This is a genomic window from Sphingomonas sp. FG14, from assembly GCF_057809675.1.
Window position 1 is genome coordinate 524,898 of the sequence record NZ_JBMDKK010000001.1, and the last position, 24,981, is coordinate 549,878.

Below are 24,981 nucleotides of genomic sequence, written 5' to 3' on the forward strand. Positions count from 1 at the left end.
TTCGGTCCGATGATGGCGCCCCGCTTCTTCATCGATCGCCCGGTCTTCGCCTGGGTGATCGCACTTGGCATCCTGCTCGCGGGCGTTATCGCGCTGCGCGGTCTGCCGATCGAACAATATCCGACCGTCGCGCCGCCATCGCTGGCGATCAACGTGACCTATCCGGGCGCCGACGCGGCGACGCTGGAGCAGAACGTCACCCAGGTGATCGAGCAGGAACTGAACGGCGTAGAGGGTTTCCTCTACATGGCGTCGACCTCCAATTCGAACGGCACCGCCACGATCACCATCACTTTCGATGCCGGCACCGACATCGATATCGCGCAGATGAACGTGCAGAACAGGCTGCGCCGTGTCGAACAGCGCCTGCCCGAGGATGTGCGCCGCCAGGGTATCCAGGTGAACGAAGCCAATCCCGGCTTCCTGCTGATTGTCGCCATCACGTCGAAGAGCGGTGGCACGCCGACGCTCGAACTGGGCAATTTCGCGAGCACGCGGATCGTCGACGAACTTCGCCGCGTCGAAGGGGTCGGCAATATCCAGGCCTTCTCGTCCGAATATGCGATGCGCATCTGGCTCGATCCGGCCAAGCTCGCCACGTATAATCTGTCGGCGGCGGAAGCGCTGGCGGCGGTGCAGGAGCAGAACAGCCAGTCGCCCGGTGGCCAGCTTGGCGACCAGCCGATCGCGCGCGGGACCGAGATCAACGCGACGATCAAGACGCAGAGCCGCTTCACCACTCCCGAACAGTTCGCGGCGATCATTCTGCGCGCCAATCCGGACGGATCGGCAGTCACATTGGGCGACGTCGGCCGAGTCGAGCTCGGCGCGCAGTCCTATCTCTTCGGCACCGAACTCAACGGCAAGCCGATGGCCGGCCTGGCGGTCCAGCTCACGTCCGGCTCCAACGCGCTGCAGGCAGCCGAAGGCGTGAAGGCGCGCATGGCGGAGCTCGAAAAGGGCTTCCCGCCCGACATCACCTGGTCGGTTCCCTACGACACCACGCCGTTCATCACCATTTCGGTCGAGGAGGTCGTCAAGACTCTCGTCGAGGCGATGGCGCTGGTCTTCCTCGTCATGTTCCTGTTCCTCCAGAATTTCCGGGCGACGATCATCCCGACGGTGGTCGTGCCAATCGCGCTGGCCGGCGCATGCCTGGGCCTGTGGATGTTCGGTTTCTCGATCAATGTGCTTACCTTGTTCGGCATGGTGCTGGCGATCGGCATCCTTGTGGACGACGCGATCGTCGTCATCGAAAATGTCGAGCGCATCATGCGCGACGAAGGGCTCTCGCCCTATGACGCGACCGTGAAGGCCATGGGGCAGATCACCTCCGCCATCATCGGCATCACGCTGGTGCTGATCGCGGTGTTCATCCCGATGGCTTTCTTCCCGGGATCGACGGGCGGAATCTATCGGCAATTCTCGGTCACGCTCGCGATCTCAATCGCGTTCTCGGCGCTGCTCGCGCTGACGTTGACGCCCGCCTTGTGCGCGGCGCTGCTGAAACCGCACGATCCGGATCATGCGGAATCCGCCAATCGTTTCCAGGCGGGGTTGAACCGTTTCTTCGGCCGTTTCAACGACTGGTTCGGACGCACGACAGATCGATACCAGGGCCGTGTCGGCAAGATCCTGTCGGCGCCATTGCGCTGGTTGGCGGTTTTCGTGGCGCTGGTCGGTATCACCTTCATCCTGTTCCAGCGCCTGCCTGGCGGCTTCCTGCCGCAGGAGGACCAGGGTTTCGTCATCACGGTGATCCAGGCGCCGCCCGGCGCTACCCGCGAACGCACCGATGTCGCGATCAGTGAAGCGAAGAAGTTCTTCGAGAGCCAGCCGCAGGTGAAGAACATGGTTTTCGTGCGCGGCTTCAGCTTCTTCGGCCAGGGGCAGAGCAATGCGATGGGCTTCATCTCGCTCCACCCCTGGGACGAGCGCAAGGGCAAGGAGAACAGCGCGGACACGCTGGCGGGCAAAGCGCTCGGCGCGCTCATGCAGATCAAGGAAGCGATGGTCTTCACGCTGAATCCGCCATCCATTCCAGAACTGGGCACTGCCAGCGGCTTCACCTTCAAGCTCGAGGATCGCGGCGGCAACGGAGCGGCCGCCTTGCTCCAGGCGCGTAACCAGATGCTGGGCATGGCGTCGCAAAGCCCCGTGCTGGCCGGCGTCAGGCCGGAGGGGCAGGAGGATGCGCCGCAGCTTCGCGTCGACATCGATCGGATCAAGGCGCGTGCGCTCGGCCTGTCGGTTGGCGACGTCAATGCGACGCTCGCGATCGCCTTCGGCAGCGCCTATGCCAACGACTTCACCCGCGACGGCCGCGTATTGCGTGTGCTGCTTCAGGCTGACGCGGCGTACCGGATGACTCCGCAGGACGTGCTAGACCTCAAGGCGCGCAATGCTCAGGGCGAGATGGTGCCCTTCGGCGCCTTCACCACAGTCGACTGGACGGCTGGGCCGCCGCAGCTCCAACGCTATAACGGTTATCCCGCGATGACGATCTCCGGTACGCCTGCGCCCGGCCGCTCGACCGGCGAGGCGATGGCCGAGATGGAGCAACTGGCCGGCAAGCTTCCGGCGGGTTTCACCTTCGAATGGACGGGTATTTCCTACGAAGAGCAGCAATCGGCCGGCCAGATCGGGCTGTTGCTCGGCCTCTCGCTGGTCGTGGTCTTCCTGCTGCTCGCGGCGCTTTATGAAAGCTGGTCGGTGCCGATCTCGGTGTTGCTGGTGGTGCCGCTGGGGGTGCTCGGGGCGGTGCTCTTCTCGATGCTGCGCGGTCTCAATGCCGATATCTATTTCAATGTGGGCCTGATCACGATCATCGGCCTCGCCGCCAAGAATGCCATCCTGATCGTCGAATTCGCGATCGAACAGGAAGCGGAGGGCAAATCGACGCTCGATGCGGTGATGGAGGCGGTGAAGCTTCGCCTGCGACCGATCATCATGACCTCGCTCGCCTTCATCCTCGGCATGGTGCCGCTGGTGATCGCGAGCGGCGCCGGGGCAGCCAGCCGCCGCGCCGTCGGCACCGGCGTGATGGGCGGGATGATCGCGGCGACGATCTTCGGAATCTTCTTCATTCCGCTCTTCTACCTGGCGGTCCGCCGCTGGATCTCGAAGCGCCGTCCACCGGCACCAAGCGAGAAGGGGCATCACGAGCCGGAGGCCGGTCATGCGTAAGATAGTTCCCGCCGCCGCCCTGGCACTTCTGGCCGGCTGCAATCTTGCGCCGCCGCACGAACGGCCGGCGTTGCCGACCGCCAGCGAGTATCCGGCGGAATCGGCGGGTGGCGTGGCGCCGGGGCAACGGGCGACCGAGATCGGATGGCGTGCCTTCTTCGCCGATCCGCAACTTGAGGCGCTGATCGGGCAAGCACTGCAGCGCAATCGTGACCTCGCGGTCGCGGTCGCGCAGATCGAGGAAGCGCGCGGCCAGTACCGCATCCAGCGTGCGGACCAGCTACCGACGCTCGCCACGACCGGAGACGCGACACGCAGCCGGACGCCGCTGGCAGCCGCCGGTATTCCGGGCGCCACGGGATCGATCACCCAGACCCGCTATTCGGTGGGCGTGGGCGTCACCGGTTTCGAACTCGATTTCTGGGGACGGGTACGCAATCTGTCGGAAGCAGCCCGCCGGCAATATCTGGCGACTGTCGAGGCCGAACGCGCCTTCAGGCTTTCACTCGTCCGCGACGTTGCCAGCACCTATCTGGCGCTGCGCGAGGCCAGCGAGCGGATCGCGCTGGCGGAAGCGACCGTACAAAGCCGCCAGGAAGGATTGCGCATCGCCAAGCGACGGCTTGATGCGGGCGTGACCTCCGCGCTCGATTATCGTCAATCCGAAACGCTGCTGACACAGGCGGAGACCGAACTGGCGGCGCTGCGGTTGTCGCGTTCGCAAAGCGAGAATTTCCTCGGCGTACTGACCGGCGGGCCGGTGCCCGCGCCGTTGCCGGCGGCACTGCCGCTCGCGCAGCAGACGCAATCGCCCGCGCTCGCAGCCGGATTGCCGTCCGACCTGCTCGTGGCCCGGCCCGATGTACTGGCGGCGGAGGAAAGGCTGCGTGCCGCGCGCGCCAATATCGGTGCCGCGCGCGCCGCCTTCTTCCCCTCGATCTCGTTGACCGGTTCGCTCGGTTTCGCCTCGGTCGACCTCGGCAACCTGCTCGGCAGCGACCATCTGAGCTGGAGCTTCGGACCGTCGATCAACCTGCCGATCTTCGATTTCGGACGCAACAAGGGCAATCTGACCGTCGCGGAAGCCCGCGAGAATATCGCGGTCGCAACCTACGAACGAACGGTGCAGGGCGCATTCCGCGAGGTTGCGGATGCGCTGGCCGGGCGCCGTTATCTGGCGGAGCAGGTGGCCGCGCAGGAGCGTGGCACCTTGGCCACCCGCCGCATCGCGGATCTCGCGCGCACCCGTTATCGCGAAGGCGTTGCCGGCTATCTCGAAGTGCTTGATGCCGAGCGGAACCTCTTCGCGGCGGAACAGGCGTTGATGCAGCTTCGCCGGGCGCAGGCCGACAATCTCGTCTCGCTCTATGTCGCGCTCGGCGGCGGACTGATGGAGTGACCGGGCAGTCACCGAAGGTTCGTAAAATCGTGTGATTTAGGTTGTAATTTCTTGCCGTCGCCACGCCGGGCGGCTACCCCGTATCGGAAACCGGACGGGAAAGGCAAAGGCATGAAAGCGCTTGATATCGTCAGGGCCGCCGCCCTTGGGCTGGCTTGCTTCCTCGCCACACAGCCGCTCGCCGCGCAAGAGGCGAAGCGGCGCTGGGACCAGCTCTGCCAGATCCGGAAGGACAAGCTCGACCGGATATTGCCCGAGGCGATGCGCGGCAATGCCATCGACATGTGGATCGTCGCGATGCGCGAGGGGCGTGCCGATCCCAATGCGGAAATGCTGGGTGGCGGCTATGTCGGCGATATCGGCTATTATGTCTTTACCGATCGCGGTGGCGACCGGATCGAGCGCGCCAGTTTCGGCGTCGGCGGCGCCGCGTTCGACCAGTGCCCGCTCTACGACATCAAGGCATCGCCGGATACGCTCCGCGCCTTTGTCGAGGCGCGCGCTCCCAAACGGATCGGCATCAACGTCGCGACGGAGATCGGCACCGCCGATGGGCTGAGCTATTCGTTGCACGAGAGACTGCGGGAGACGCTCGGGGCGACACTTTCAGCGCGCATGGTGCCAGCGGAGAAACTGGTTTCCGAATTCCGCTCACGCCACACCGCCACGGAGATCGCGGCCTTTGCGAAGGCCGGCGAATATTCGCGCACCATCGCCGAACGGGCACTGTCCAATGAAGTGATCAAGCCCGGCCATACTACCACCGGCGATGTCGCCTGGTGGATGATGGAGCAGCTCCACAAGGAGGGGCTGGGCAATTCGTTCGGCCTGCCCAGCGTCTACATCCTCGGTCCCGGTGAGCGCGGCCCCGTGTCGGGTGATCATGTCATCCAGCCGGGCGATCTGATCACCATGGATTGGGGTGTCAATTATCTACTCAGCTATACCGACATGAAGCGCATGGCCTATGTGCTGAAACCGGGTGAGAATGCGCCGCCCGCCGGAGTGCAGCGCGCGTTCGACAAGGCCTTGCAGGTTCGCCGGATGATCCTGGACGTCATCCGCCCCGGCGCGACGGCGGGGGACGCGCTCGCGGCGGTCAACAAGCGGGTGGCGCAAACGCCGGGCTTCGTGCTTGCGCCCGGCTACGACAATCCCGGCAATGATCCCAAGCTGACCGACGTCGTCATCGGCAGCCATTCGGTGGGCGATTTCGGCCATGGATCAGGACCATCCATGGCGGATTTCAATCCGCTGAGGATGACCTATCAGCTCTGCCCCAGCAATTTTCTGTCGGTAGAGCTGTTCGTCTATACCGTGGTGCCCGAATGGGGCAGTCGCAAGATCAAGATCCCGTTGGAAGATGACGGTGTTGTCACCGAGCGCGGACTGGAATGGGTGTATCCCGCCAACAGCCGTATCCTGCTCGTCAAATAGGCGGTCTTGGATCGATGTTTCCAAATGGAAAATTCGATCTTGACGAGGATGTGAGCCACCCTAGCATTGCGCTCGATTCAACGGGGGGATGCGTGATGGGCGGCGGCCATAAGATAGTGAAACGATGGCTTGCGGGCGGGTTGGCGATCGTCTCCCTCATGGCGACGATGCCTGCCGCGGCGCAGCTTCCGCCGGAAGGGCGGCCTGCGCCCAGCCAGCCCGCGCGCGCGCAATCCCGATCGATGGTCGTTTCCCAATATGGCATCGTCGCGACCAGCCAGGTCGCGGCATCGCAGGCGGGCGCGGCGATCCTGGCGAAGGGCGGTAGCGCGGTCGATGCCGCGATCGCCGCAAATGCGGCGCTGGGCGTGATCGAGCCGATGATGAACGGCATCGGCGGAGACCTGTTCGCGATCGTCTATGACGCCAAGACCAAGCAGGTCTATGGATTGAACGCCAGCGGCTGGACGCCTGCCGGCTTGAACTTGGAAGCGTTGAAGAAGCGCAAGATCGACAAGCTTCGCCTCATCGATCAGGTGACCGTGCCGGGCGCCGTCGCGGGGTGGGACGCGATGGCGAAACGCTGGGGCAAACTGCCGCTCGCGCAGAGCCTGGCCCCCGCGATCGCGCTGGCCGAAGATGGCTTCGGCATCCCGGAGAACGACGCGCTCAACTGGAAGAACACCGGCATGCCCTTTGCCGGCGATCCCGCATTCGCGAAGGCATTCCTGCCCGGCGGACAGGCGCCTGCGGTGGGTGATCTGGTCCGGAATCCGGACATGGCCGCCTCATTGCGTCGGATCGCGCAAAACGGGCGCGACGGCTTTTACAAGGGCCCGACCGCGGATGCGATGCTGGCGCTGCAGCGCAAGCTCGGCGGTTTCATGACCGCCGAAGACATGACCAGCTTCGAACCGGAATGGGTGACGCCGATCAGCACCGATTATCGCGGTTGGAAGGTCTATGAACTGCCGCCGAACGGCCAGGGTATCGCCGCGCTGTCGATGCTCAACATCATGGAGACCTTCCCGCTTGCCGAGTGGGGGCATAACAGCCAGCGCGCGTTGCATGCGATGATCGAGGCCAAGAAGCTGGCCTATGCCGATCTCCAGCAGTTCATCGGTGATCCGCGCGCCAGCACGATCCCGGTCGAGGCCCTGCTCTCCAAGGCGCTGGCGAAACAGCGGGCCGCGACGATCGGCGAGCGCGCGCAGTGCAACGTGCTCCCCTCCGACATCAAGGCAGAGCTGGCGAAACAATCGAGCGATACGACCTATCTCACCGTGGTCGACAAGGAGGGCAATCAGGTCTCGCTGATCCAGAGTGTCGCCAGCGCCTTTGGCGGAGGCTTGGTGGCCGATGGCACGGGCTTCGCGCTTCATAATCGCGGCAAGAGCTTTGCGCTCGAGCCCGGCCGCCCCAATTCGCTGCGCCCGCGCATGCGCCCGCTGCACACCATCATCCCGGCCTATATGGAGAAGGGGGACCGCCACATCGCCTTCGGGATCATGGGCGGCTTCAACCAGGCACAGGCGCATGCGCAGTTCGTCTCGAACATCGCTGATTACGGCATGAACATTCAGGGTGCGCTCGACGCGGCGCGCTTCACCAAGCTCGATTTCGAAGGGTGCGGGCTATGGATGGAGGATGGCGTGCCGGCGGAAACCGTCGCGGCGCTTAACGGGCAAGGGCATCAGATCAAGGTCTGGCCGCGCTATTTCGAAGGCATGGGGCGCGGCAATGCGGTCGAGACGCGCGATGGCAAGCCCGTGCATTACGGCGCGTCGGATCCCCGGACCGACGGAGCGGCGGTCCCGGAACAACAGCCCTTCTGATTTCCCGGTCATTTGATGGAAGCGACCGCGCGGCTTGGTACCATGCCGCGCGATTTCGCTTGCGCATGCCACTTGATGATATAATTATGATATCATGATTCTTTGAAGGTTCCGGCTCTGGCCGGATTTCGGGAGGGAAGGATGATGTCGATAATTGCTCCTCTGGCGATGCTTGCCGCCGCCACGATCGCGACGCCGACGGATATGACGGTCGGCGAGGGGACAGGGATGCTTCACGGCACCTTGCTGTCGCCGGCCAAGGCGGAAACCGGAGCGCCGGCAGTGCTGATCCTGGCGGGGTCGGGCCCGACGGATCGCGACGGCAACAGTCCGCTCGGCGTGAGCGCTGCCCCCTATCGCTTGCTTGCTGAAGCACTGTCGAGCGCCGGCATTCCGGCGCTGCGCGTCGACAAACGCGGTATCGCCGCCAGCGCGGCCGCGATGATGTCGGAGGATGCGCTGCGCGTCCAGACCTATGCCGCAGATGCCCGCACCTGGGCCAAGGCATTGCGCGAACGTACCGGTGCGCGCTGCGTCTGGCTGCTCGGCCATAGCGAAGGCACGTTGCACGCGCTGATCGCAGCGCAGGAAGGCGAGGGGATTTGCGGCCTGATCCTCGTCTCTCCGGTCGGTCGGCCGTTCGGCGAGATATTGCGCGGGCAGCTCCGCTCGATTCCGGCATTCGCGCCGATGCTCGATGACGCGATGCGGATGCTTGCGGAACTGGAGGCGGGGCGGACAGTGCCGGGTGAGGGGATGAACCCCGCCCTCATGTCGCTTTTCCGCCCCAGCGTGCAGCCCTTTATGATCTCGATGCTTGCGGCCGATCCGCCCGTGCTCGCGGCCGCCTATCCCGGCCCGATCCTGGTCGTTCAGGGTACCACCGATCTCCAGACCGCGGTCGCCGACGCCGAACGGCTCGGCCAGGCGCGGGCAGGGATCAAGGTGGCGTTGATCGAGGGCATGAACCACGTGCTGAAGGTCGCTCCCGCCGATCCGGCGACCAACCACGCGACCTATACCAATCCGGATCTTCCTCTGGCGCCTGGCCTTGTCGATGCGATCGTCGATTTCATCCGGGCGAACCAGGGCGTCGGGAAGGCTCGATAGACGGACGGGCGAGTGCGGGGGGATCGCTTTTGCCCTTTTGGTCGGCGCGGTTCAGCCTGTCGCTGAATAGCGTGCTTCGAGCAGGTCGAGTTCACGGATCAGTTTGCGGGCGAGCTCGCTGCCGAGTTCCCGTTTGCGGACCATCCGGAAGATCTGCGTACGTTCGGCCCTGAGCGCTGCAAGACGGAGGCTCCGTTCGATCTCCTCTGATCGCCGCCCCAGGGCATTGCTTTCGGCGTTGCCGGCGCGGCTTTCGATCCGCTGACGATAGGCGTCCATGAGCCGGGCCGCCGCAGAGACGTAAAGGTCTGCATCGTTTCGTCCCTCCGCCAGACTGTGCTGGACCTTCTCAATCTCGGCGATCGCGGCTTCGGCCGCCCTGATCCGGACAGCATCCTCGATAGCTTGCAGGTCGTGCTCGGCAGGCATTTGCAAGCCGTTGAGGAGCAGGGGTAATCCGATACTGGCGACGATCAGCGATGTGATGATGACGCCCATCGCCAGAAAGATCGCGAGATCCCGTGCGGGAAAAGCCGATCCGTCGTCCATCGCCAGCGGCAGGGTGAGGACGCCCGCCAACGTGATTGCGCCGCGCACGCCGGCGAACGACATCGCTGCGACGATCCGCCAGTTCGGCGTCGTGCGCCATTGACCGGCCCGGAACAGCGTCATCCTGAATGACAGCCAGACCCAGAGGAAACGCAGGCCCGCCAGCCCCAGATTGATCGCGACCACATAGATTGCGAGCCACCAGGCTTCGTGATGTCCGGTCATGCGCACCGTCTCCGCCGAACTGGCGAGGATTTCGGGCAGTTGTTCGCCCAGCAGCACGAAAATGATCCCGTTCGCGGTGAACTGGATGACATCCCAGACGGTGTTGCGCCTGATTCGTGTCGTGGCCTCCAGTTCGCCACGCGCCTCGACGAAGCCCATGGTCAGCCCGGCCGAAACCGCCGCGAGGATACCCGAACAGTGAAGATGTTCGGCGATGAGATAGGCGCCGAACGGAATGAGCAGGCTGATCAGGATTTGCGACCCGCCCTCTTCGCCATAGCGGCGCGATATCCATTGCTTCGTTCGCCCGACGATCCATGTGACGCTGGCGCCCACCGCGATGCCGCCCAACGCGACCCACAGGAAATTGAGCGCGGCGTTCTGGATCGAGAAGGCGCCGGTCAATGCGGCGGCGATGGCGAAGCGCAGGCAGACCAGGCCTGACGCATCGTTGAGCAGCGATTCCCCCTCAAGGATGTGCATCATGCGTTTGGGGATCGGCACCCGCTGCGCGATCGCCGATACCGCGATGGGATCGGTCGGAGAGACGACTGCGGCAAGTGCGAATGCGACGGCCAGCGGCATCGCGGGGATCATCCAGTGAATGAAGAAGCCCATGCCGACAACGGTGAATATGACCAGGCCGAGCGCGAGTTCGACGATCGTCTTGCCGTCCTTGAACAGCTCCTCTCGGGGGATGCGCCAGCCGTCGAGGAACAGCAGCGGGGGCAGGAAAAGAAGGAAGAAGATTTCCGGATCCAACGTCACGCGCCAGTCCGCGGCCATGCCGATGAGGGCACCCAGTGCGATCTGGAACAATGGGCGTGGCAGCGGCAGGGGCACCATGCGGGAGAATATGCCGCTCAGGATAACGGCGAGCAGCAGCAGCAGGACGATCGTGATGGTTTCCAAAAGTCTTCCTTGTGGCGCGGATCGAAGATGTTGAGATGATTGGATCCGTCCTGACGAACTCGGCATGAAACGCCAAGCCTTTCATGGTCACCGGATGCTGTTTTTTGGCATCTGGCGGTCTAGGGTCGCAGTGATAGCCAAGGGGCGCGGTAATGACGGAAGTTCCTGAAATCAGCTTCAGCCGGCGGGAGATGCTCGTGCTGGGCGCTGGGCTGACCGGCGCTATGGCTGGTGCTGGCCGTGCTGCGCCGCATAACGCCGGATCGTCATGGATCCCGTCCGATGCCTTTCAGCACGACCTGCCGCGGCTCATGAGCATCGCGGCGGTGCCGGGGCTGGCGATCGCGGTGGTCGATCAGGGGAGGCTCGCCTGGACACGCGGATTCGGCGTCAAGAATGCGGTCACGGGCGATCCGGTAACCGACGAGACGCTGTTCGAGGTGGCGTCGATGACCAAACCGGTCTTCGCCTATCTCGTGATGAGGCTGGTCGACGAGGGACGGCTGATGCTCGATCGGCCGCTCGTCGATTATCGCCGGCCGGACTATCTTTCGGATGATCCGGCGCTGTCGCTGATCACCGTGCGCGACGCGCTTCGGCACACTGCCGGCCTACCCAACTGGGCGACCGGACGGCTGGCGACGATCGCGAAGCCGGGCACGGGCTATCATTATTCGGGCGAGGCCTATGTGTGGCTGCAACTGGTCGTCGAACAGCTATTGGGCATGGGGCTGGACGCTGCGATGCGCACGAAACTGTTGGGTCCGGCAGGCATGTCGCGCAGCACTTTCGGCTGGACGGAAGACATCGCGAAGGCAGCGGTCCATGGTCATGACGACGAGGGGAATCTGCCGGCGCAGCCGACGCGGGAGACTGGCGACCAGCTGCTTCCGATCGCACGGCGCTGGGGGCGGCCAATCGCTGCCTGGACCTATGAGGATTCGGTGCGCGCCATGCGGGAAGCGGATCCCGCGACGACGCCGTCGCCTCATGGCTTGTTGATCAACGCGGCGGGTGGGTTGCTGACCACCGTTTCAGATTATGCGCGCTTCATGGCCCTGATGATGGATGGACGGAGGCGCGCCGATTGGGAGGTTTCCGATACCGGGCGGAGGGCGATGCTCACCACCGAACTCGAGGTTCGTGGTCCCGATTTCACGCGCGGCCTGGGTTGGCAGCTCGAACGATCGCCGGGAAGAACGCTGTTCGAGCATAGTGGCAGCAATTACGGGATATTCCGCACGCTCGGCGTCGGCGACGCGGTGTCCGGTCGCGCCATCGTGATCTTCACCAACGGCGCCAACGGCAATCTCCTCGCGCAACGTATCGTGCGCGAGGCGACAAGGCTTGAACTGCTGAAATTTATCGCCTGACTCGGGTTATCCGATCGCGGCGGTCGCCTCGATCTCGATCAGGAAATCGGGCAAGGCGAGCGCGGCGACGCCCAGGAAGGTGTTCGGTGCGGGCGTAGCCTCTCCGTAGAAGGCGCCGATCTCGGGCAGCACCACGCCCAGCTTGTCGGGGCTGTGATTGACCACATAGGTACGGAGGCGGACGATATCGGCGGGCGTTGCGCCGGCTTCGGCCAGCACTGTCTTCAAATTGGCGAGCGCCTGTCGCGTTTGCGCGGCCAGATCGTCACCGCCGACGACATTGCAGTCCTTGTCCCACGCGACCTGTCCCGCCAGGTGAAGGGTGCGACCGCCATCCTGCAGGGCGGCATGGGAAAAGCCGTAACCGACCGCATCGTAAAGAGCGGCGGGATTGATCTTGCTGTTGGGCATTGATTGGTCTCCGCGAAAATGATCAGTCCACGATCTCGAGCTGGTGGCCGAAGGGGTCGAGCACATAGACGTTCTTCTTGCCGGCCAGTGGCCCGGCATCGATGTGGATGATCTCCAGTGGCGTGCAGCCATGCGCCGCGAGATAGGCGATCGCCTTGTCGACATCGTCGACCTTGAGCCCGAGATGATGGCCGCCGCGGTCACAGTTGCGCGGCAGGGTCTGTCCCCGATCGTCGGGCTTGTCGTACTGGACGAGCTGGAAATTGAGATTGTCGGTGAGCTTGAGCATCGCAAGCGTCAGCCTGGCTCCTTTGACGCCGACATGCGTTTCCATCCAGTCGCGACCCTGTTCGTCGAGGGGGATATCCGCGGCATCGAGCGGCCCCATGCGGAACAGTTCCTCCGCGCCGATCACGTCACGATAGAAGGCGATCGCGGCTTCGAGGTCGGGCACTGTCCAGGAGATATGATCGACCGACAGGAATTGGGGCTTTTCGGCGGCTCCGCTCATGACAAACTCCGATGGATGATCTTGCCAATGTGTCCGGCGAAACTGGCGCGCGCAACGCAACGATCCCGCAAATATCGTTGCCTGGAACGCAAGGGATCAACCGGATGCGGCAAGGTCGCCGATCGCGACCGGCCGGGCCGGGAAACGCGCGGTGAAGCCGGGATCGTCGCCCCGCCCCGCGTCGCGGAGCAATCGAAGCAAGGTCGGTTCGCAATTGCGGCCCTGGCACGCGCCCATGCCGCAGCGCGTAGCGAGCTTGATGGCGTTGGCGGAGCCGCCATGTCCGATCGCTTGCCTGATCGTCGTGGCGCTTACATCCTCGCACCGGCATAACGGCGTTTCGGCGTCGGGTGCGGGCATATGGCCGTTGGGGTTGGCGATCTCGTCGAGCATTGCGGCAAAGGCGCGATGGCGATCAAAGGCATGGCGATACGGCCGGACTATGCGTTCGCCCTGCTCGGGTGTGACCAGCCCCAGTTCGCGGGCGATGCCAATCCCCGCAATCGCACCACCCGCGGCCGCGGCCGCGGCACCTGCAACGCCCAGCGTCTCGCCTGCGGCCGAAAGACCCGGAACAGACGTGCGCAACCACCGATCATGTTCGCATGCCCAGCCGCCAGCGGGGCCAGCCCTGCGCATCAGCGCGCCTGCCATGCGCGGCAAGGCCGATTGCGGCACAAAGCCATAACAGAGCCCCACTGTATCGCAGGAGATCTCGCCTACGCCGGTCACGGCGCCCGCCACCCTGTCCACACCTGAAATGGCGTGAAGGGCGGCGCCGAACCGCACGGGGACACCGACGCGGCGCAGGGTCGCCATGGCTGACACGGCTGCGGTGAGATCGGATGTACGCCGTAATGCGGTGAGCGGATGGCGCATGGCCGTGGCGATCATCTTGCCGCACGGCTGCGCGAACAGCACCGATGCGACCGAACCGCCCGCCTTCACGATCTGTTCGGCGACAATCAGTTGCAGGGGATGGGTGCCGGCCAGCAGGATACGATCGCCCGGAATGAAGCGCTGGCTCTTGATAAAGGCCTGGATACCGCCCGTCGACATCACGCCTGGCAGCGTCCAGCCGGGCAGGGGGACGGCGAGATCCTGGCAGCCGGCGGCAACCAGTACATGGCGGGCGTGGATGCGATGCATCCCGCCGGAGATGGCGGCGAGCAGAGACAGGCCGCCGCTGGTAGGCGCTAGGTCGAGCACCGAATGATTGCCGAGCCAGCGGACATCTTCCAGCGCCTCGAAACCGGCAAGTTGCTGCTTGAGCCGGACATATCCACGACCGGGCAGCCAGTTCTGAATGGTGAAACGCGCGGGCGGTTGGCGCAGAATCTGCCCGCCCGGCCGGGGCTGTTCATCGAGAATGATGATGTCGAGCCCTCGGCCGGCGAGCATCAGGGCTGCGGCCTGGCCGGCCGGACCGCCACCGATGATCGCTACGTCCACCGCATCAGCCATGCGTGCGGATCTCCAGTCCGTCGACAACTTCGGTCAGACAGGCGCGAACGCGCCGTCCGTCCGGGATCCGCGTGACAAGACATTCGGAACAACTGCCCATATTGCAGAACAGTCCGCGCGGGGCGCCATGGGTGTCCCGTTGAAAGGCCATTCGATCGGCGGCGAGCATCGCGGTGGCAAGCGTCTCTCCGGCAAAGGCGGACGTTGGTGTGCCATCAACGACGATCGTGAGTTCCGCCCCACGCGTCTCTCCGGGAATGCGCGAGCCGCTCATCCCATGAATCCGTTGAGGTGCTCGAAACGCGCCGGCGAGACGATGGCGAGAGCATCGGCGGGTTTGCCCGCCATGGCGGCGGCGGTCAGCCGCGCGAAGGTCGGGCCGAGCGTGAAGGCTGACCCACCGGCAGCGACCCATAGGCCGGGCATGCGCGGCACCTGCCCGACGATCGGCAATTGATCGGCGGAAATCGCAGTGATGCCCGTCCAGCTCCGGATCAGGTTGAGCCGCGAAATCGCTGGGACGACGTCGATCGCGGCGTGCAGGTTTCCGGACAGCGAATCCGGGATCATCGTCGCGCGGCGCGACAGATCGAAACCGCCGCCGGGGGCCTGCGCGAGCCGCGACGGCCAGCCGCCGCCGATCAGCAGGTTCCCGGCATGGGTCTGCTTGAGCGACAGCCGGCGCCCGACATGCTGGACGAGGTGCGGCACCATCGGTGCGCTTCGTTCCGTGGCGTTCATCAGCAGCGCGACCGGATAGAGCGGCATATGGAGATTGGCGAGCGCGCAGAGCGCGGCTGTCCAGGCACCCGCCGCGATCAGTACCTGATCGGCGTGCAGCGAAAAGCCGCTGCCCGTGATCGTGAAACCGCCGCCCGCCCGGCGATCGATGGCATGCACCGCACTGTGCGTCCGGATCGTCGCGCCGGCCGCGCGGGCGGCGGCGGCGAGCGCGGGCGTCACCGTGCGAGGATCGGCATGGCCCTCATCGGCGCTGTGGTTGGCGGCCAGAACCGAGGCGGACAGATAGGGGGCGATCACGCGCGCCGCGTTGCCATCGATGGTGCGCACCTTCAACCCTTCACGCTGTTCGCGCGTGGCCTTGCGTTCCAGCAGCGCGACATGATCGGCCGTCTCCGCGACCATCAGGCCGCCGGCCATCGAGACGTGGAGATCGGCCGCCAATTCGTTTTCGAGCCCGCGCCAGTCCTCCACCGCAAGGCGGCTGAGCGCGACGATGCCGCTGGCCTGGCCCGCCAGCGCATCGCCATTCTCCAGGAAACGGCGCTCGATCTGGAAATGCAGCGACCCGGCGTTCTGGCCCGATGCGCCGGCATTGATATCCGCCGCTTCCATCAACTCGACCGATGCGCCGGCGATGGACAGGCGCCATGCGGTCGCGCAGCCGACCAGCCCGCCCCCCACGATCGCCACGTCCACTCGCCTCATGGGAGCTAGATGCGCTCGAGCGTGACCAAAGTCTCCCTGATTCGATCCATGTCCTCGGCCGAGACATCCTGGAGCGGCGGGCGGACATGGCCACCGGGCAATCCCTGGACATTGAGCGCGGCTTTGAGGATCGCGGGCCCCGAGCCGAAGCGGCCGACGAGATCGGAAGTGTACCATTCGTCCAGGATGACGCGATCCTTACGGCCGCATTCCCGCGCGGCGTCGATCTCGCCGGCCCAGAGATGGTTGTAGAAGTCCGGGTGGATGCGCCCGAGCACGCCGCCAGCCCCCATCGTGCCGTCGCCGCCACGCGCCTGAAGCAGCGCCAGGCCGTGCTCGTCCATCGAATGACCGAAGACGCGCACCCGTTCGTTCAGCGCGAAGAAGGTCTTCACGAAACGTCGGAGATCTCCAGTCGACTGCTTGATCGCGACAACATTTTCGAGATCGGCGAGGCGCTCGAGCAGATCGAGCTGCATATCGATGCCCGTGCCTGGCGGCCAGTTATAGACACAGATCGGCAGTGGCGACGCGTTCGAAATGTCGGAATAGAAACCCAGTATCTCCGACGGGGACGGACAGAAATAGGGTGGGGGTGTCACCATGATGCCGTCGAAGCCGCTCGACGCCGCCTGCTCGGCCAGGTCGATCGCTTCCTTGGCGGTGAAGGCGCTGCAGCCGGCGAGCAGATGGAGCTTGCCCGAAAGCTGGCTCCCGGCCGCATCGAACAGGCGCTTGCGCTCGGCCGCCGACATGCTGGGCCATTCGCCCGTGGTGCCGGCGATCAGCAGCCCGTGCATGCCCTCGGCATGCAACCATTCGAGCAATCGACCCAAGGCAGTGAGGTCGAGCTCGCGCGCTTCGTCGAACGGCGTGGTGATGGCGGGGATATAGCCGCGCCAGTCGACGCGCGATCTTTTGGTGGTCGAAATCGGCTTTCCCCCTTGCTTGCGACGCGTGGCCCGTTGGGACCCGGACGCCTCGATACGGCAAGGTGCATTGGCAGCAAGGGCAACGAAAGGCGAATTTGGTTGCGAAATACGCAACACTGCCTCCATGATGGGAATCTGGGGCGGAATGGAGCGTCACGCGCATGTGGGACAATGCACTTCACTATTTCTACGAGGCAGCGAGCCTGGGGTCGATGCGGCTGGCGAGCGACAAGATCGGCGTCGCGGTTTCCTCGATCAGCCGGCAGATCGCCCAGCTCGAAAACGAGATGGGCATCGCGCTGATCGAACGCGGGCGCCGGTCGATCCGGCTGACCGAGGCGGGGCAGCTCGCCTTCGAATATCACAAGAACCAGCTCTCCGACCGCGAAGCGCTGATGAACCAGCTCCAGGAATTGCGTGAGGTGAAGACCGGACGCATCGACCTGGCGATCGGCGAAGGCTTTTTCGGCCCGCCCTTCACCCGGACGATCGACGGCTTCCAGCGCAGAAACCCGGGCATCTCGATCACGGTGACGAGCTGCCCCAGCTCCGAGATCGTCCGCATGGTGCTGGACGACGAAGCGCATATCGGCATGATCCTGCACACCACCAGTGAACCCAAGATCCGTACGCGGACCGCGGTGGCGCAGCCGCTGGTCGTGCTTTGCGCGCCGCAGCATCCCGCAGCGGCGATGGAAGCGCTCACCATCGCGGACCTCAAGGAGTTCGAACTGTGCCTGCCGCCCCGCGGCTTCCGCATCCGCAGTTCGCTCAACGACGCGCAAAAGCGCGCGCATGTCTGGCTAGAACCACGGCTGGTGACGACGTCCATCCAGATGATGCGGGAAATCGCCAAGGCGGGGCGGGCACTGACCATCCTGCCGCGCATCTCGGTGCTGGCGGAGTTGGAAGAAGGATCACTGGTCGCGCGCCCGTTGCTCGACGACGGGCTTGAACACAGCACGGTCAGCCTGATCCACCGACTCGGCCGTCAGCTCGAAGGGGCGCCCGCGCGGCTGCTCGCCATCCTCGAAGCCAAGCTCAAGACCTGGGTGTAACCGACTCGCTCGTCATGCCATTTGCGGTTCGGGCATCGACGCCCGGCGCGGCCACGCCAGACAGACCGCCGCCGCCACGGCCGCGTCGATCGCCATCGCGATCAGGCCATGGTCCCATTGTGGCAGAAGCTGGTTCCACAACATCTGCGCCTGGGGGAGCAGCAGCGCGAGATAGCCGGCAACGATACCTGCGAAGATGCCGGCGGCGTGCGCGCGTTTCCACAGAAAGGCGAAATAGACGCCCGGCGCCAGCATGCCGATCGCGGCATAGGCCGACAGGCCGATCTCGACGAGCGACTTGGACCCGCCCAGCGTAAGCCAGACCGCGATGCCCGCAAAAACGATCATCGCGCCGCGAGACACCAACAGGCTCACATGCTCGCTCATGTCCTGCCGCAGCGGCAGCACGACATTGCGGCTGAAGATCGATCCCGCCGTCAGCAGGAGAACCGACCCAGGCACCAGGGCTAGCAGGCAGGCGGTACCCGCGAAAATGCCGATCGCCCATGGCGGATAACGGTCCGCGACAAACTGGAGCAGCACCGCATTGGTATCGCCGCCCTCCGGCACGGTTCCGGCAAGCAGCGCCGCGAACCCCATCAGGATGATGAAGAAATAGGAGAGTGAATAAAGCGGCTGCCAGATCGCGTTGCGGCGGATCGTGGCCTCGCTTCCGGCGGAGAAACAGAGCTGGAACATGTGCGGCAGGATCCAGTTGCCGAGCGCGACGTTGAGTGCCGCGGTCATCAGCCATGTCGTCGACATGCCTGCCTCAGGCTGGAGACCGGGGAAACTGCCGATGCCGGGATGGGTATCCTGCGCGAGCCGGTACACGTCGAGCATCGAACTGGCGCCAACCTTGCCCGCGACGGTCAGGCAGAGTCCGGCGACGACGAGCAGCATCAGCACATCCTTCACGCCGGCGGCGAAGGCGGCGGACCGAAGCCCGGCGAAGAAGACGAAGGCGAGCATCACCGAGGCGGCGATGAGTGCGGCGGCGAGCGGCGAAACCTCCGGCCCCAATGTGAGCCGGACGATCAGGCTCAGCGCCACGATCTGGATCTGGACATAGACGACCAGCGCCGCGATGCCCGCGATCCCGACGACGACGCCCAGCCAGGTCGCGCGGTAATGATCGGCGAAGAAATCGGCCTGGGTCACCAGTCCGCGCCGCCGCCCGGCATCCCAGATCCGCGGCATCAGCCAATAGCCGAGCGTCGCTGAGAGCGAGACCGAGGTGAAGGCGAGATAGGCGGGTGCGCCATGCGCCCAGGCGAAGCCCGAAATGCCGAGGACGGCGAAGGTGGTGTAGATCTCACCCGCGTTGAGGAACCAGAAGACGAGCACGCCGAAGCGGCGGCCGCCGACCGCCCAGTCCGCCATGGTCCGCGCCTTGGCTTGGCGGCGGCTGTAGAGCAGCGCCCCGGCCATGGTGCCGAGCACGATCGAAAGCGTGAGCGCGAGAATCATGACCGATCCTCCCCATCGGCGCAGTCTGGTGCGTCGAATTCGGGGTGCCGCTTGTCTATGGTAAAGACGATCGCGATCACGATTGAAGTCAGAATGATGCCAGCCATCTGCCAGACCATCGGGAAGGGTAGCGAGAAGGGCCGCCAGGCGACGTCGTTCACAAAGGGAACCATGCCGATCTGCCAAAGGAAGGGCAGTAGCAGCAACCAGCGATGGGGGCGGGCGCGCCGCAAGGGCTCGTCATCGGATCGGGTCATCGGGAATCCTCATTATCAGGTCAGGCTGGGCTCACCCTCTGCCGCCGCCTGCGGCGATCCAGCGCCGGATCTTCGCCTCAAGCACGTCCATCGGCAATGCGCCGGTGCCGATCGCCTGATGGTGATAGTCGCGGATATCGAATGCCGGACCCAGCTTCGCCTTCGCATCCTCGCGAAGCTGTCGGAATTTGAGTTCGCCGATCTTGTAGGCACAGGCCTGGCCCGGATAGGCGATGTAGCGATCGATCTCGACCGCGACGTCGCGCGCCGCCATCGACGTATTGTCGAGCATATAGTCGATCGCGCGTTGCCGATCCCAGCGCATCGCATGGATGCCCGTATCCACCACCAGCCGGACAGCGCGCAGCATCTCCATGTCGAGATGGCCGAACAACTGCATCGGATCACCGAACATGCCGAGTTCAGGGCCGAGCGATTCCGCATAGAGCCCCCAGCCTTCGGAAAAGGCGGTCGATGAGCCGTAACGCAGCAGTGGCGGCAACGCCATGTTCTCGCGCGCCAGCGTGATCTGGAAATGATGGCCGGGAATACCTTCGTGCAAGGTCAGCGTCTCGAGCGTCGGGATCGGCCGCGTGCCCAGCATGGACATGTTGAAGAACAATATGCCGGGCGAGACGCCATCGGGTGGGCCCGGACGATAATAGCCGGTACCGCGCTGGTCGCCGAGCGCGGGCAGCGGGCGCACCTCGAACGGGGCCTTGGGGCGTTCGTGGAACAGCTTCGGAATGCCCGGCCAGATCTTCGCCTCGATCGCCTTGAAACGGGCGAGCAGCTCGTCGGGGGTCTTGTAATAATATTTGGGATCGGTGCGGACATGTTCGAAAAAGGCTTTAAGATCGCCGCCAAAGCCGGTCTTCGCGCGCACATCCTCCATGCCGGCGCGGATGCGCGCGACTTCGGACAAGCCCAGCGCGTGGATGTCGGCGGCGGTGCGACGCGTCGTCGTGTGCCGCGCCAGATCCCAGCCATAGAGTGCGGCGCCGTCCTTCATCGCCCATAGGCCCGGCGCTTCGAGCGCCTTTGGCAGGTAGGTTTCGCGCAGATAGCGCTGCCAGAGCCGGTATCCTGGATAGATGCGATCGGTGATCTTTGCGTGATACGCGGCGGCGATGCGACTGCGTTCCGCCGCCGCGATCTTATCGGGCAGCCGGCGCACTCCGGCATAGAAAGGGCTGTCGTCGACCGGCAGGGCCAGCATGGCGTCCACCTGTGCCAGGATATTGGTCACGACGATGCGGGGCTGGACATAACCGTCGGCCAACCCGCGTTTCAGCCAGGCGACCGTATTCTCCAGATACCCCGCGAAACCGTCGAGGCGCTTCAATCCGTCGTCATAGTCGCCGATATCGGCGAAGGGCGCGGCACCGCTGGAAACGAAATCGGGAAACTCGACCTGCAGGCCGAAAGAAGGATTGAGCGGAGTCTTGCGCTGGACGTCGAACAGACCGGTGTCGAACAATTCGATGGTTTGCCGTGTACGATAGTCGAACACGTCATAGGCGATCCGGTCGACCGGGCCGAGCGCGCCGCGCGCGATCGCCGCGAGTTCGGCGAGATCCCGTCGCTTGTTGGCTTGGAGCGTACCCGCATAATCGTCACCCAGCGGATCGACGAAGAGCGGGCCGCCACCAGCCTTGCCCTTGCGGACCGATCCCATCGGATCGAGCGCGGCGTCGGCGGCTTCGCTTCGATCGAGCAAGGCACGAAGCCGCGCTCCGTCATCGCTCGATTGAGCGAACGCCGGGGCTGTAGGCGTCAATGCTGTCGCCGCCATCATCCCCAGCATCAGCCGGCGGGAAACCCCTTCTTGCCCCTCGATCATCGATTGCCCCTCATGTCCTTTCGCCTGATGGTGTCGCGCCTCGGCAAGAATGCAACCGCGGCAATCCCGAGAACTGTTGCACGCCGTGACTGGACGGATCGGCGGTTTTTAGCCGTTTTCATGTCCTTTATTTGCTTTTTTTGATGCAATTTTTAGTTTGTGTTGCGTTTTGCGCAAAGAATTTGCGTCACATTGCACATTGTTTTCTCGCGTCTTTCCCGCAGTCTTTAGGAAGATGCCGGTCCATGCCGGAGGGAGGGTTCGCAAATGAGATTTCAGCGTTGGTTCGTCGCGGTCGCGGCATCGGTCGCCATGGCGGGAAGCGCCGCTGCTCAGGATGCGCCCGCCACCACCGCACTGGTCGGTGCGACAGTGGTCGCGATCGACGGCGGCAAGCCGATCGAAAATGCGACCGTGATCATCCAGGGCGATCGGATCCTTGAGGTCGGCCCTTCGGTGTCGGTCAGCTTGCCGGCGGGGGCAAAGGTCGTGCCGATGACCGGAAAATGGCTGATCCCGGGCCTGATGAACATGCATGTTCATTTCGGACTGAAGCTGCCGGGCGCGGCGGGCGCCGAGCTGCTGGACGAGAAGGACGGTGAGGAAGCGCTCCGCATGGCGGATAATGCGCGCCGCAGCCTGCTGGCGGGCGTGACCACGGTCCGCCTGACCGCCGAGGACCATGGCATCGATTTCATGCTGAAGCGCGCGATAGCCAGGGGGCAGGCGGTCGGCCCACGCATCGAATCCGCGGGCGAACTGATCGTGCCGACGGGCGGCCACGGCTCGCTGGAGGCCGACGGGCCGGCGGAGTTCTCGAAAGTGGTGCGCCAGCAGATCAAGCGCGGCGCGAGCTGGATCAAGATCGCGATCTCGGGCGGCATTTCGGACACGCATGGCAGCATCGCCGCCGCGCCGATGACCGATGCCGAAATGTCGACGATCATCGAAGTGGCGCACCGCAACGGTGTGAAGGTAACGGCGCACAACGGATCGTCGGAGGCGGCGCTTCAGGCACTGCGCTTCGGCATCGACTGTTTCGAGCACGGCTATCATCTGAACGACGAAGTGTTGACCAAGATGAAGGCACAGGGCGTCTGGCTGGTACCGACGATCGTCGTCAGCCAGCCCGGCGCCTATGAATTCTACAGGAAGATCGGATCGCCCGATTGGTATCTCGATCGTGTCGCATCGACCGGCAAGGATCATTGGGCCGTGTTGCAGAAGGCGATCCGGATGGGCGTGAACGTGGCGCTCGGCACAGACCAGTTTCCCTTCGAACCGAATGGCGGCACCACCGCCACGGTCGCCGAGGCGGAGCTGTACGTGAAGGCCGGCATGACGCCGCTCCAAGCGCTGCAGGCCGCGACGATCCAGCCCGCGCGGATGCTCGGCATCGACAAGCAGGTCGGGCGTATCGTGCCCGGCCAATATGCCGATATCGTCGCGGTTTCGGCGGATCCGGTGCGCGATATCGCCGCACTGCGCACGATCGGTTTCGTGATGAAGGGCGGTGCGATTTATCGCAACGACAGCGATCCCGCGACGATCGCACGTTGAGAGCCGGGGGAGACGCGACATGAAGCACATCCTGTTCGCTGCCGTTGCGATCACGGCCCTGTCCACGACCTCGGCCGATGCGGAGACCATCGCGCTTGTTGGTGGCAATGTCGTCGACCTCGCTGGCAAAGCGCCCCTGCGCGACGCCGTCGTCCTGATCGATGGCGAGCGCATCGTCGCGATCAGCGCAGCCGCGAGCACGGCGGTTCCTTCGGACGCGAAGATCGTGCCAATGCATGGAAAATGGCTGATCCCGGGCCTGATGAACATGCATGTCCACCTGGCGCTCAATCTGCCGGGTGCGGCGCGCATCCATAATGAAACGCCGGATTCCATGGCGCTTCGCACGCTCGACAATGCGCGAAAATCGCTCTGGTCAGGCGTAACCACCGTTCGCTTGACCGGATCGGACGCGGGTGTGGACTTCACGGTCAAGAAGGCGATCGACACCGGTATGTTCGACGGGCCGCGCATCCATACCGCCGGATCGTCGATTGTCGCGACCGGCGGCCATGGCAAGACGGAGGTCGATGGTCCCGCGGCCTTCGCCAAGGCGGTACGCGAGCAGGTGAAGAACGGCGCGACCTGGATCAAGATCGGCATATCGGGCGGCATATCCGATACGCATGGCGATATCGGCGCCTCACCGTTCACCGACGATGAACTCAAGACCGCGATCGAGGTGGCACACCGAAACGGGGTGAAGGTGACGGGCCATACCGGATCGCCGATCGCATCCGATGCGGCGATCGACGCCGGCATCGACTGTTTCGAGCATGGCTATTTCCTGACGCCGCAGGTTTTCGCGAAAATGAAGGCCAAGGGCGTCTGGTATGTGCCGACCATCGTCGTCAGCCAAAGCGGCGCGCGCGCCTTCTATGCCAAGATCGGATCGCCCGACTGGTATCTGGCGCGCGTGGATTCGGTGGGCAAGGCGCATTTCAAATCGCTGCGTGATGCGATCTCGGCCGGCGTCAGCATCGCGCTGGGCACCGATCAATATCCGTGGGAACCCAATGAGGGGACCACCGCCACCGTCCGCGAGGCCGAGCTCTATGTGGATGCGGGCATGACGCCGGCACAGGCGTTGCGCGCCGCCACGATCGAACCGGCGCGGATGCTGGGTGTGGACAAGGACGTAGGCCAGATCAAGCCCGGCTATTATGCCGATATCGTCGCGGTCGACGCTGATCCCACTCGAGACATCCGCGCGCTCCGCACCATCAGTTTCGTGATGAAGGGTGGCAAGACGATCCGCAATGATGCCAGCGTTCCGCCCGACGCAAAGGTCGATCGGTGATTTCGGTTGTTTTGCGTTCAACGCAACGAATGTGAGTTTGCAATGTCGTTGCAACAACGATGCAACTGACGGACACTCATTTCGCAACGAAGGGACATGAAGCCCTTCGAAAGATCAGATCAGGGGGGTCCATAGAATGAAGAAACCGATCCTGGCTTGCGTGCTGGCCGCCGCCTTCGGCTTCGCCACCGCATCGCCCGCGATTGCCGAGCGCCCAGCCACCGACATGTTGTCGCAGATGTTCCTCTGGTGGAACCAGGCCTTCAAGACGCCCGGCGCCTACACGGCCAAGAACTTCTCCAAATTCTTCACGCCCGATGCGACCCTGGTTCTCGAGGGGCGGACGGTGATCAAGGGCGTCGACCAGTGGGCGACGCACTTCCAGAAGATCCAGGCCGGCGGCGGCGATGTCGAGATCGTCGTGCCGTTCAAGGAAGTCTTCGAAAAGGACGGCATGATCTACAATTATCATGTCATCCGTTCGCGCCGCGGCGGCAAGACCGGCTGTTCGCTCGCGGCCGGACATGCGGTGCTGAGGGACGGCAAGATCGCCTCCATCGTTCTCGTGCGCAGCGAACTGGACCCGAAGAAAGGGCCGCTCGACCCGCAATGCTGGACGAAATGACCGCCTGAGCGCGGCCGCACCGGAGAGGTTTGGAAACATCGAGCCGATGGCATGGCCACCGGCTGACGAGGGGGT

At 64.3% G+C, this 24,981-nt stretch carries 20 protein-coding genes; 10 read left to right on the forward strand and 10 right to left on the reverse strand.

Going from position 1 to position 24,981, the window contains the following annotated elements:
- The first annotated feature begins 12 nt into the window (after window positions 1–12).
- From ACODTA_RS02450 to ACODTA_RS02470, 5 genes are all read left to right on the forward strand, one after another.
- A complete protein-coding gene (locus ACODTA_RS02450; RefSeq protein WP_489065379.1) occupies window positions 13–3,186 on the forward strand; it encodes a multidrug efflux RND transporter permease subunit in 3,174 nt (1,057 codons plus the stop codon).
- Window positions 3,179–4,585, forward strand: coding sequence for an efflux transporter outer membrane subunit (locus ACODTA_RS02455; protein ID WP_489064217.1), 1,407 nt, complete (start codon window positions 3,179–3,181; stop codon window positions 4,583–4,585). Before ACODTA_RS02450 ends, ACODTA_RS02455 begins: the two co-directional genes overlap by 8 nt.
- Window positions 4,586–4,696: 111 nt before the next feature.
- Window positions 4,697–6,022: a M24 family metallopeptidase gene (locus ACODTA_RS02460; RefSeq protein ID WP_489064218.1), complete on the forward strand. Its 1,326-nt coding sequence runs from the start codon at window positions 4,697–4,699 to the stop codon at window positions 6,020–6,022.
- Between the two features lie 158 nt (window positions 6,023–6,180).
- Complete coding sequence (ggt, locus tag ACODTA_RS02465) at window positions 6,181–7,857, forward strand: gamma-glutamyltransferase (RefSeq protein ID WP_489064219.1); 1,677 nt, start codon at window positions 6,181–6,183, stop codon at window positions 7,855–7,857.
- Window positions 7,858–7,998: 141 nt separating this feature from the next.
- Window positions 7,999–8,967 (forward strand): alpha/beta hydrolase, encoded by a 969-nt coding sequence (locus ACODTA_RS02470; protein ID WP_489064220.1) that lies wholly within the window; start codon window positions 7,999–8,001, stop codon window positions 8,965–8,967.
- Window positions 8,968–9,018: 51 nt separating this feature from the next.
- Here the strand turns inward: ACODTA_RS02470 and ACODTA_RS02475 are convergent, their stop codons facing one another.
- Window positions 9,019–10,653, reverse strand: coding sequence for a Na+/H+ antiporter (locus tag ACODTA_RS02475; protein ID WP_489064221.1), 1,635 nt, complete (start codon window positions 10,651–10,653; stop codon window positions 9,019–9,021).
- A 152-nt stretch (window positions 10,654–10,805) separates the two neighbouring features.
- Here ACODTA_RS02475 and ACODTA_RS02480 point away from each other — a divergent pair, with 152 nt between their 5' ends.
- Entirely contained in the window at window positions 10,806–12,026 is a 1,221-nt protein-coding gene (locus ACODTA_RS02480; protein WP_489064222.1) for a serine hydrolase domain-containing protein, read from the forward strand.
- Window positions 12,027–12,032: 6 nt separating this feature from the next.
- Here ACODTA_RS02480 and ACODTA_RS02485 read toward each other — a convergent pair whose 3' ends face one another.
- The 6 genes from ACODTA_RS02485 to ACODTA_RS02510 all read right to left on the reverse strand — a co-directional run bounded on the left by ACODTA_RS02485 (window position 12,033) and on the right by ACODTA_RS02510 (window position 16,907).
- Window positions 12,033–12,437 carry a RidA family protein gene (locus ACODTA_RS02485; RefSeq protein ID WP_489064223.1) on the reverse strand — a complete coding sequence of 135 codons (405 nt, stop codon included), beginning with the start codon at window positions 12,435–12,437 and terminating at the stop codon, window positions 12,033–12,035.
- A 22-nt stretch (window positions 12,438–12,459) separates the two neighbouring features.
- Window positions 12,460–12,948 (reverse strand): VOC family protein, encoded by a 489-nt coding sequence (locus ACODTA_RS02490; protein WP_489064224.1) that lies wholly within the window; start codon window positions 12,946–12,948, stop codon window positions 12,460–12,462.
- A 96-nt stretch (window positions 12,949–13,044) separates the two neighbouring features.
- Window positions 13,045–14,412: an FAD/NAD(P)-dependent oxidoreductase gene (locus tag ACODTA_RS02495; protein WP_489064225.1), complete on the reverse strand. Its 1,368-nt coding sequence runs from the start codon at window positions 14,410–14,412 to the stop codon at window positions 13,045–13,047.
- Window positions 14,405–14,686: a (2Fe-2S)-binding protein gene (locus tag ACODTA_RS02500; protein ID WP_489064226.1), complete on the reverse strand. Its 282-nt coding sequence runs from the start codon at window positions 14,684–14,686 to the stop codon at window positions 14,405–14,407. Before ACODTA_RS02500 ends, ACODTA_RS02495 begins: the two co-directional genes overlap by 8 nt.
- Window positions 14,683–15,846: an NAD(P)/FAD-dependent oxidoreductase gene (locus tag ACODTA_RS02505; protein ID WP_489064227.1), complete on the reverse strand. Its 1,164-nt coding sequence runs from the start codon at window positions 15,844–15,846 to the stop codon at window positions 14,683–14,685. Before ACODTA_RS02505 ends, ACODTA_RS02500 begins: the two co-directional genes overlap by 4 nt.
- Window positions 15,847–15,866: 20 nt before the next feature.
- Complete coding sequence (locus ACODTA_RS02510) at window positions 15,867–16,907, reverse strand: dihydrodipicolinate synthase family protein (RefSeq protein WP_489064228.1); 1,041 nt, start codon at window positions 16,905–16,907, stop codon at window positions 15,867–15,869.
- A gap of 47 nt (window positions 16,908–16,954) precedes the next feature.
- Between ACODTA_RS02510 and ACODTA_RS02515 the strand changes: the two genes are divergently transcribed.
- Window positions 16,955–17,851 (forward strand): LysR family transcriptional regulator, encoded by an 897-nt coding sequence (locus tag ACODTA_RS02515; protein ID WP_489064229.1) that lies wholly within the window; start codon window positions 16,955–16,957, stop codon window positions 17,849–17,851.
- Window positions 17,852–17,863: 12 nt separating this feature from the next.
- Here the strand turns inward: ACODTA_RS02515 and ACODTA_RS02520 are convergent, their stop codons facing one another.
- Genes ACODTA_RS02520 through ACODTA_RS02530 form a run of 3 tightly spaced genes read right to left on the reverse strand, consistent with a single transcriptional unit; the run spans window position 17,864 to window position 21,421 of the window.
- On the reverse strand, window positions 17,864–19,321 hold the full coding sequence (locus ACODTA_RS02520) for a sodium:solute symporter family protein (protein WP_489064230.1): 1,458 nt from the start codon (window positions 19,319–19,321) through the stop codon (window positions 17,864–17,866).
- On the reverse strand, window positions 19,318–19,578 hold the full coding sequence (locus ACODTA_RS02525) for a DUF3311 domain-containing protein (RefSeq protein ID WP_489064231.1): 261 nt from the start codon (window positions 19,576–19,578) through the stop codon (window positions 19,318–19,320). Before ACODTA_RS02525 ends, ACODTA_RS02520 begins: the two co-directional genes overlap by 4 nt.
- A 31-nt stretch (window positions 19,579–19,609) precedes the next feature.
- Window positions 19,610–21,421 (reverse strand): DUF885 domain-containing protein, encoded by a 1,812-nt coding sequence (locus ACODTA_RS02530; RefSeq protein ID WP_489064232.1) that lies wholly within the window; start codon window positions 21,419–21,421, stop codon window positions 19,610–19,612.
- A 267-nt stretch (window positions 21,422–21,688) separates the two neighbouring features.
- Here ACODTA_RS02530 and ACODTA_RS02535 point away from each other — a divergent pair, with 267 nt between their 5' ends.
- From ACODTA_RS02535 to ACODTA_RS02545, 3 genes are all read left to right on the forward strand, one after another.
- On the forward strand, window positions 21,689–22,981 hold the full coding sequence (locus ACODTA_RS02535) for an amidohydrolase family protein (RefSeq protein WP_489064233.1): 1,293 nt from the start codon (window positions 21,689–21,691) through the stop codon (window positions 22,979–22,981).
- Between the two features lie 19 nt (window positions 22,982–23,000).
- On the forward strand, window positions 23,001–24,281 hold the full coding sequence (locus tag ACODTA_RS02540) for an amidohydrolase family protein (protein ID WP_489064234.1): 1,281 nt from the start codon (window positions 23,001–23,003) through the stop codon (window positions 24,279–24,281).
- 136 nt (window positions 24,282–24,417) lie between these two features.
- Window positions 24,418–24,906: a hypothetical protein gene (locus ACODTA_RS02545; protein ID WP_489064235.1), complete on the forward strand. Its 489-nt coding sequence runs from the start codon at window positions 24,418–24,420 to the stop codon at window positions 24,904–24,906.
- Window positions 24,907–24,981 lie beyond the last annotated feature (75 nt).

Excerpts from the sequence above, each read along its gene's own strand:
- ACODTA_RS02460 (WP_489064218.1), top strand. The coding sequence starts at position 4,697 with ATGAAAGCGCTTGATATCGTCAGGGCCGCCGCCCTTGGGCTGGCTTGC.
- ACODTA_RS02530 (WP_489064232.1), bottom strand. The coding sequence starts at position 21,421 with ATGATCGAGGGGCAAGAAGGGGTTTCCCGCCGGCTGATGCTGGGGATG.
- ACODTA_RS02480 (WP_489064222.1), top strand. The coding sequence starts at position 10,806 with ATGACGGAAGTTCCTGAAATCAGCTTCAGCCGGCGGGAGATGCTCGTG.
- ACODTA_RS02470 (WP_489064220.1), top strand. The coding sequence starts at position 7,999 with ATGATGTCGATAATTGCTCCTCTGGCGATGCTTGCCGCCGCCACGATC.
- ACODTA_RS02495 (WP_489064225.1), bottom strand. The coding sequence starts at position 14,412 with ATGGCTGATGCGGTGGACGTAGCGATCATCGGTGGCGGTCCGGCCGGC.
- ACODTA_RS02525 (WP_489064231.1), bottom strand. The coding sequence starts at position 19,578 with ATGACCCGATCCGATGACGAGCCCTTGCGGCGCGCCCGCCCCCATCGC.
- ACODTA_RS02545 (WP_489064235.1), top strand. The coding sequence starts at position 24,418 with ATGAAGAAACCGATCCTGGCTTGCGTGCTGGCCGCCGCCTTCGGCTTC.
- ACODTA_RS02500 (WP_489064226.1), bottom strand. The coding sequence starts at position 14,686 with ATGAGCGGCTCGCGCATTCCCGGAGAGACGCGTGGGGCGGAACTCACG.
- ACODTA_RS02540 (WP_489064234.1), top strand. The coding sequence starts at position 23,001 with ATGAAGCACATCCTGTTCGCTGCCGTTGCGATCACGGCCCTGTCCACG.
- ACODTA_RS02450 (WP_489065379.1), top strand. The coding sequence starts at position 13 with ATGGCGCCCCGCTTCTTCATCGATCGCCCGGTCTTCGCCTGGGTGATC.
- ACODTA_RS02490 (WP_489064224.1), bottom strand. The coding sequence starts at position 12,948 with ATGAGCGGAGCCGCCGAAAAGCCCCAATTCCTGTCGGTCGATCATATC.
- ACODTA_RS02485 (WP_489064223.1), bottom strand. The coding sequence starts at position 12,437 with ATGCCCAACAGCAAGATCAATCCCGCCGCTCTTTACGATGCGGTCGGT.
- ACODTA_RS02455 (WP_489064217.1), top strand. The coding sequence starts at position 3,179 with ATGCGTAAGATAGTTCCCGCCGCCGCCCTGGCACTTCTGGCCGGCTGC.
- ACODTA_RS02535 (WP_489064233.1), top strand. The coding sequence starts at position 21,689 with ATGAGATTTCAGCGTTGGTTCGTCGCGGTCGCGGCATCGGTCGCCATG.
- ACODTA_RS02515 (WP_489064229.1), top strand. The coding sequence starts at position 16,955 with ATGTGGGACAATGCACTTCACTATTTCTACGAGGCAGCGAGCCTGGGG.
- ACODTA_RS02520 (WP_489064230.1), bottom strand. The coding sequence starts at position 19,321 with ATGATTCTCGCGCTCACGCTTTCGATCGTGCTCGGCACCATGGCCGGG.
- ggt (WP_489064219.1), top strand. The coding sequence starts at position 6,181 with ATGGCGACGATGCCTGCCGCGGCGCAGCTTCCGCCGGAAGGGCGGCCT.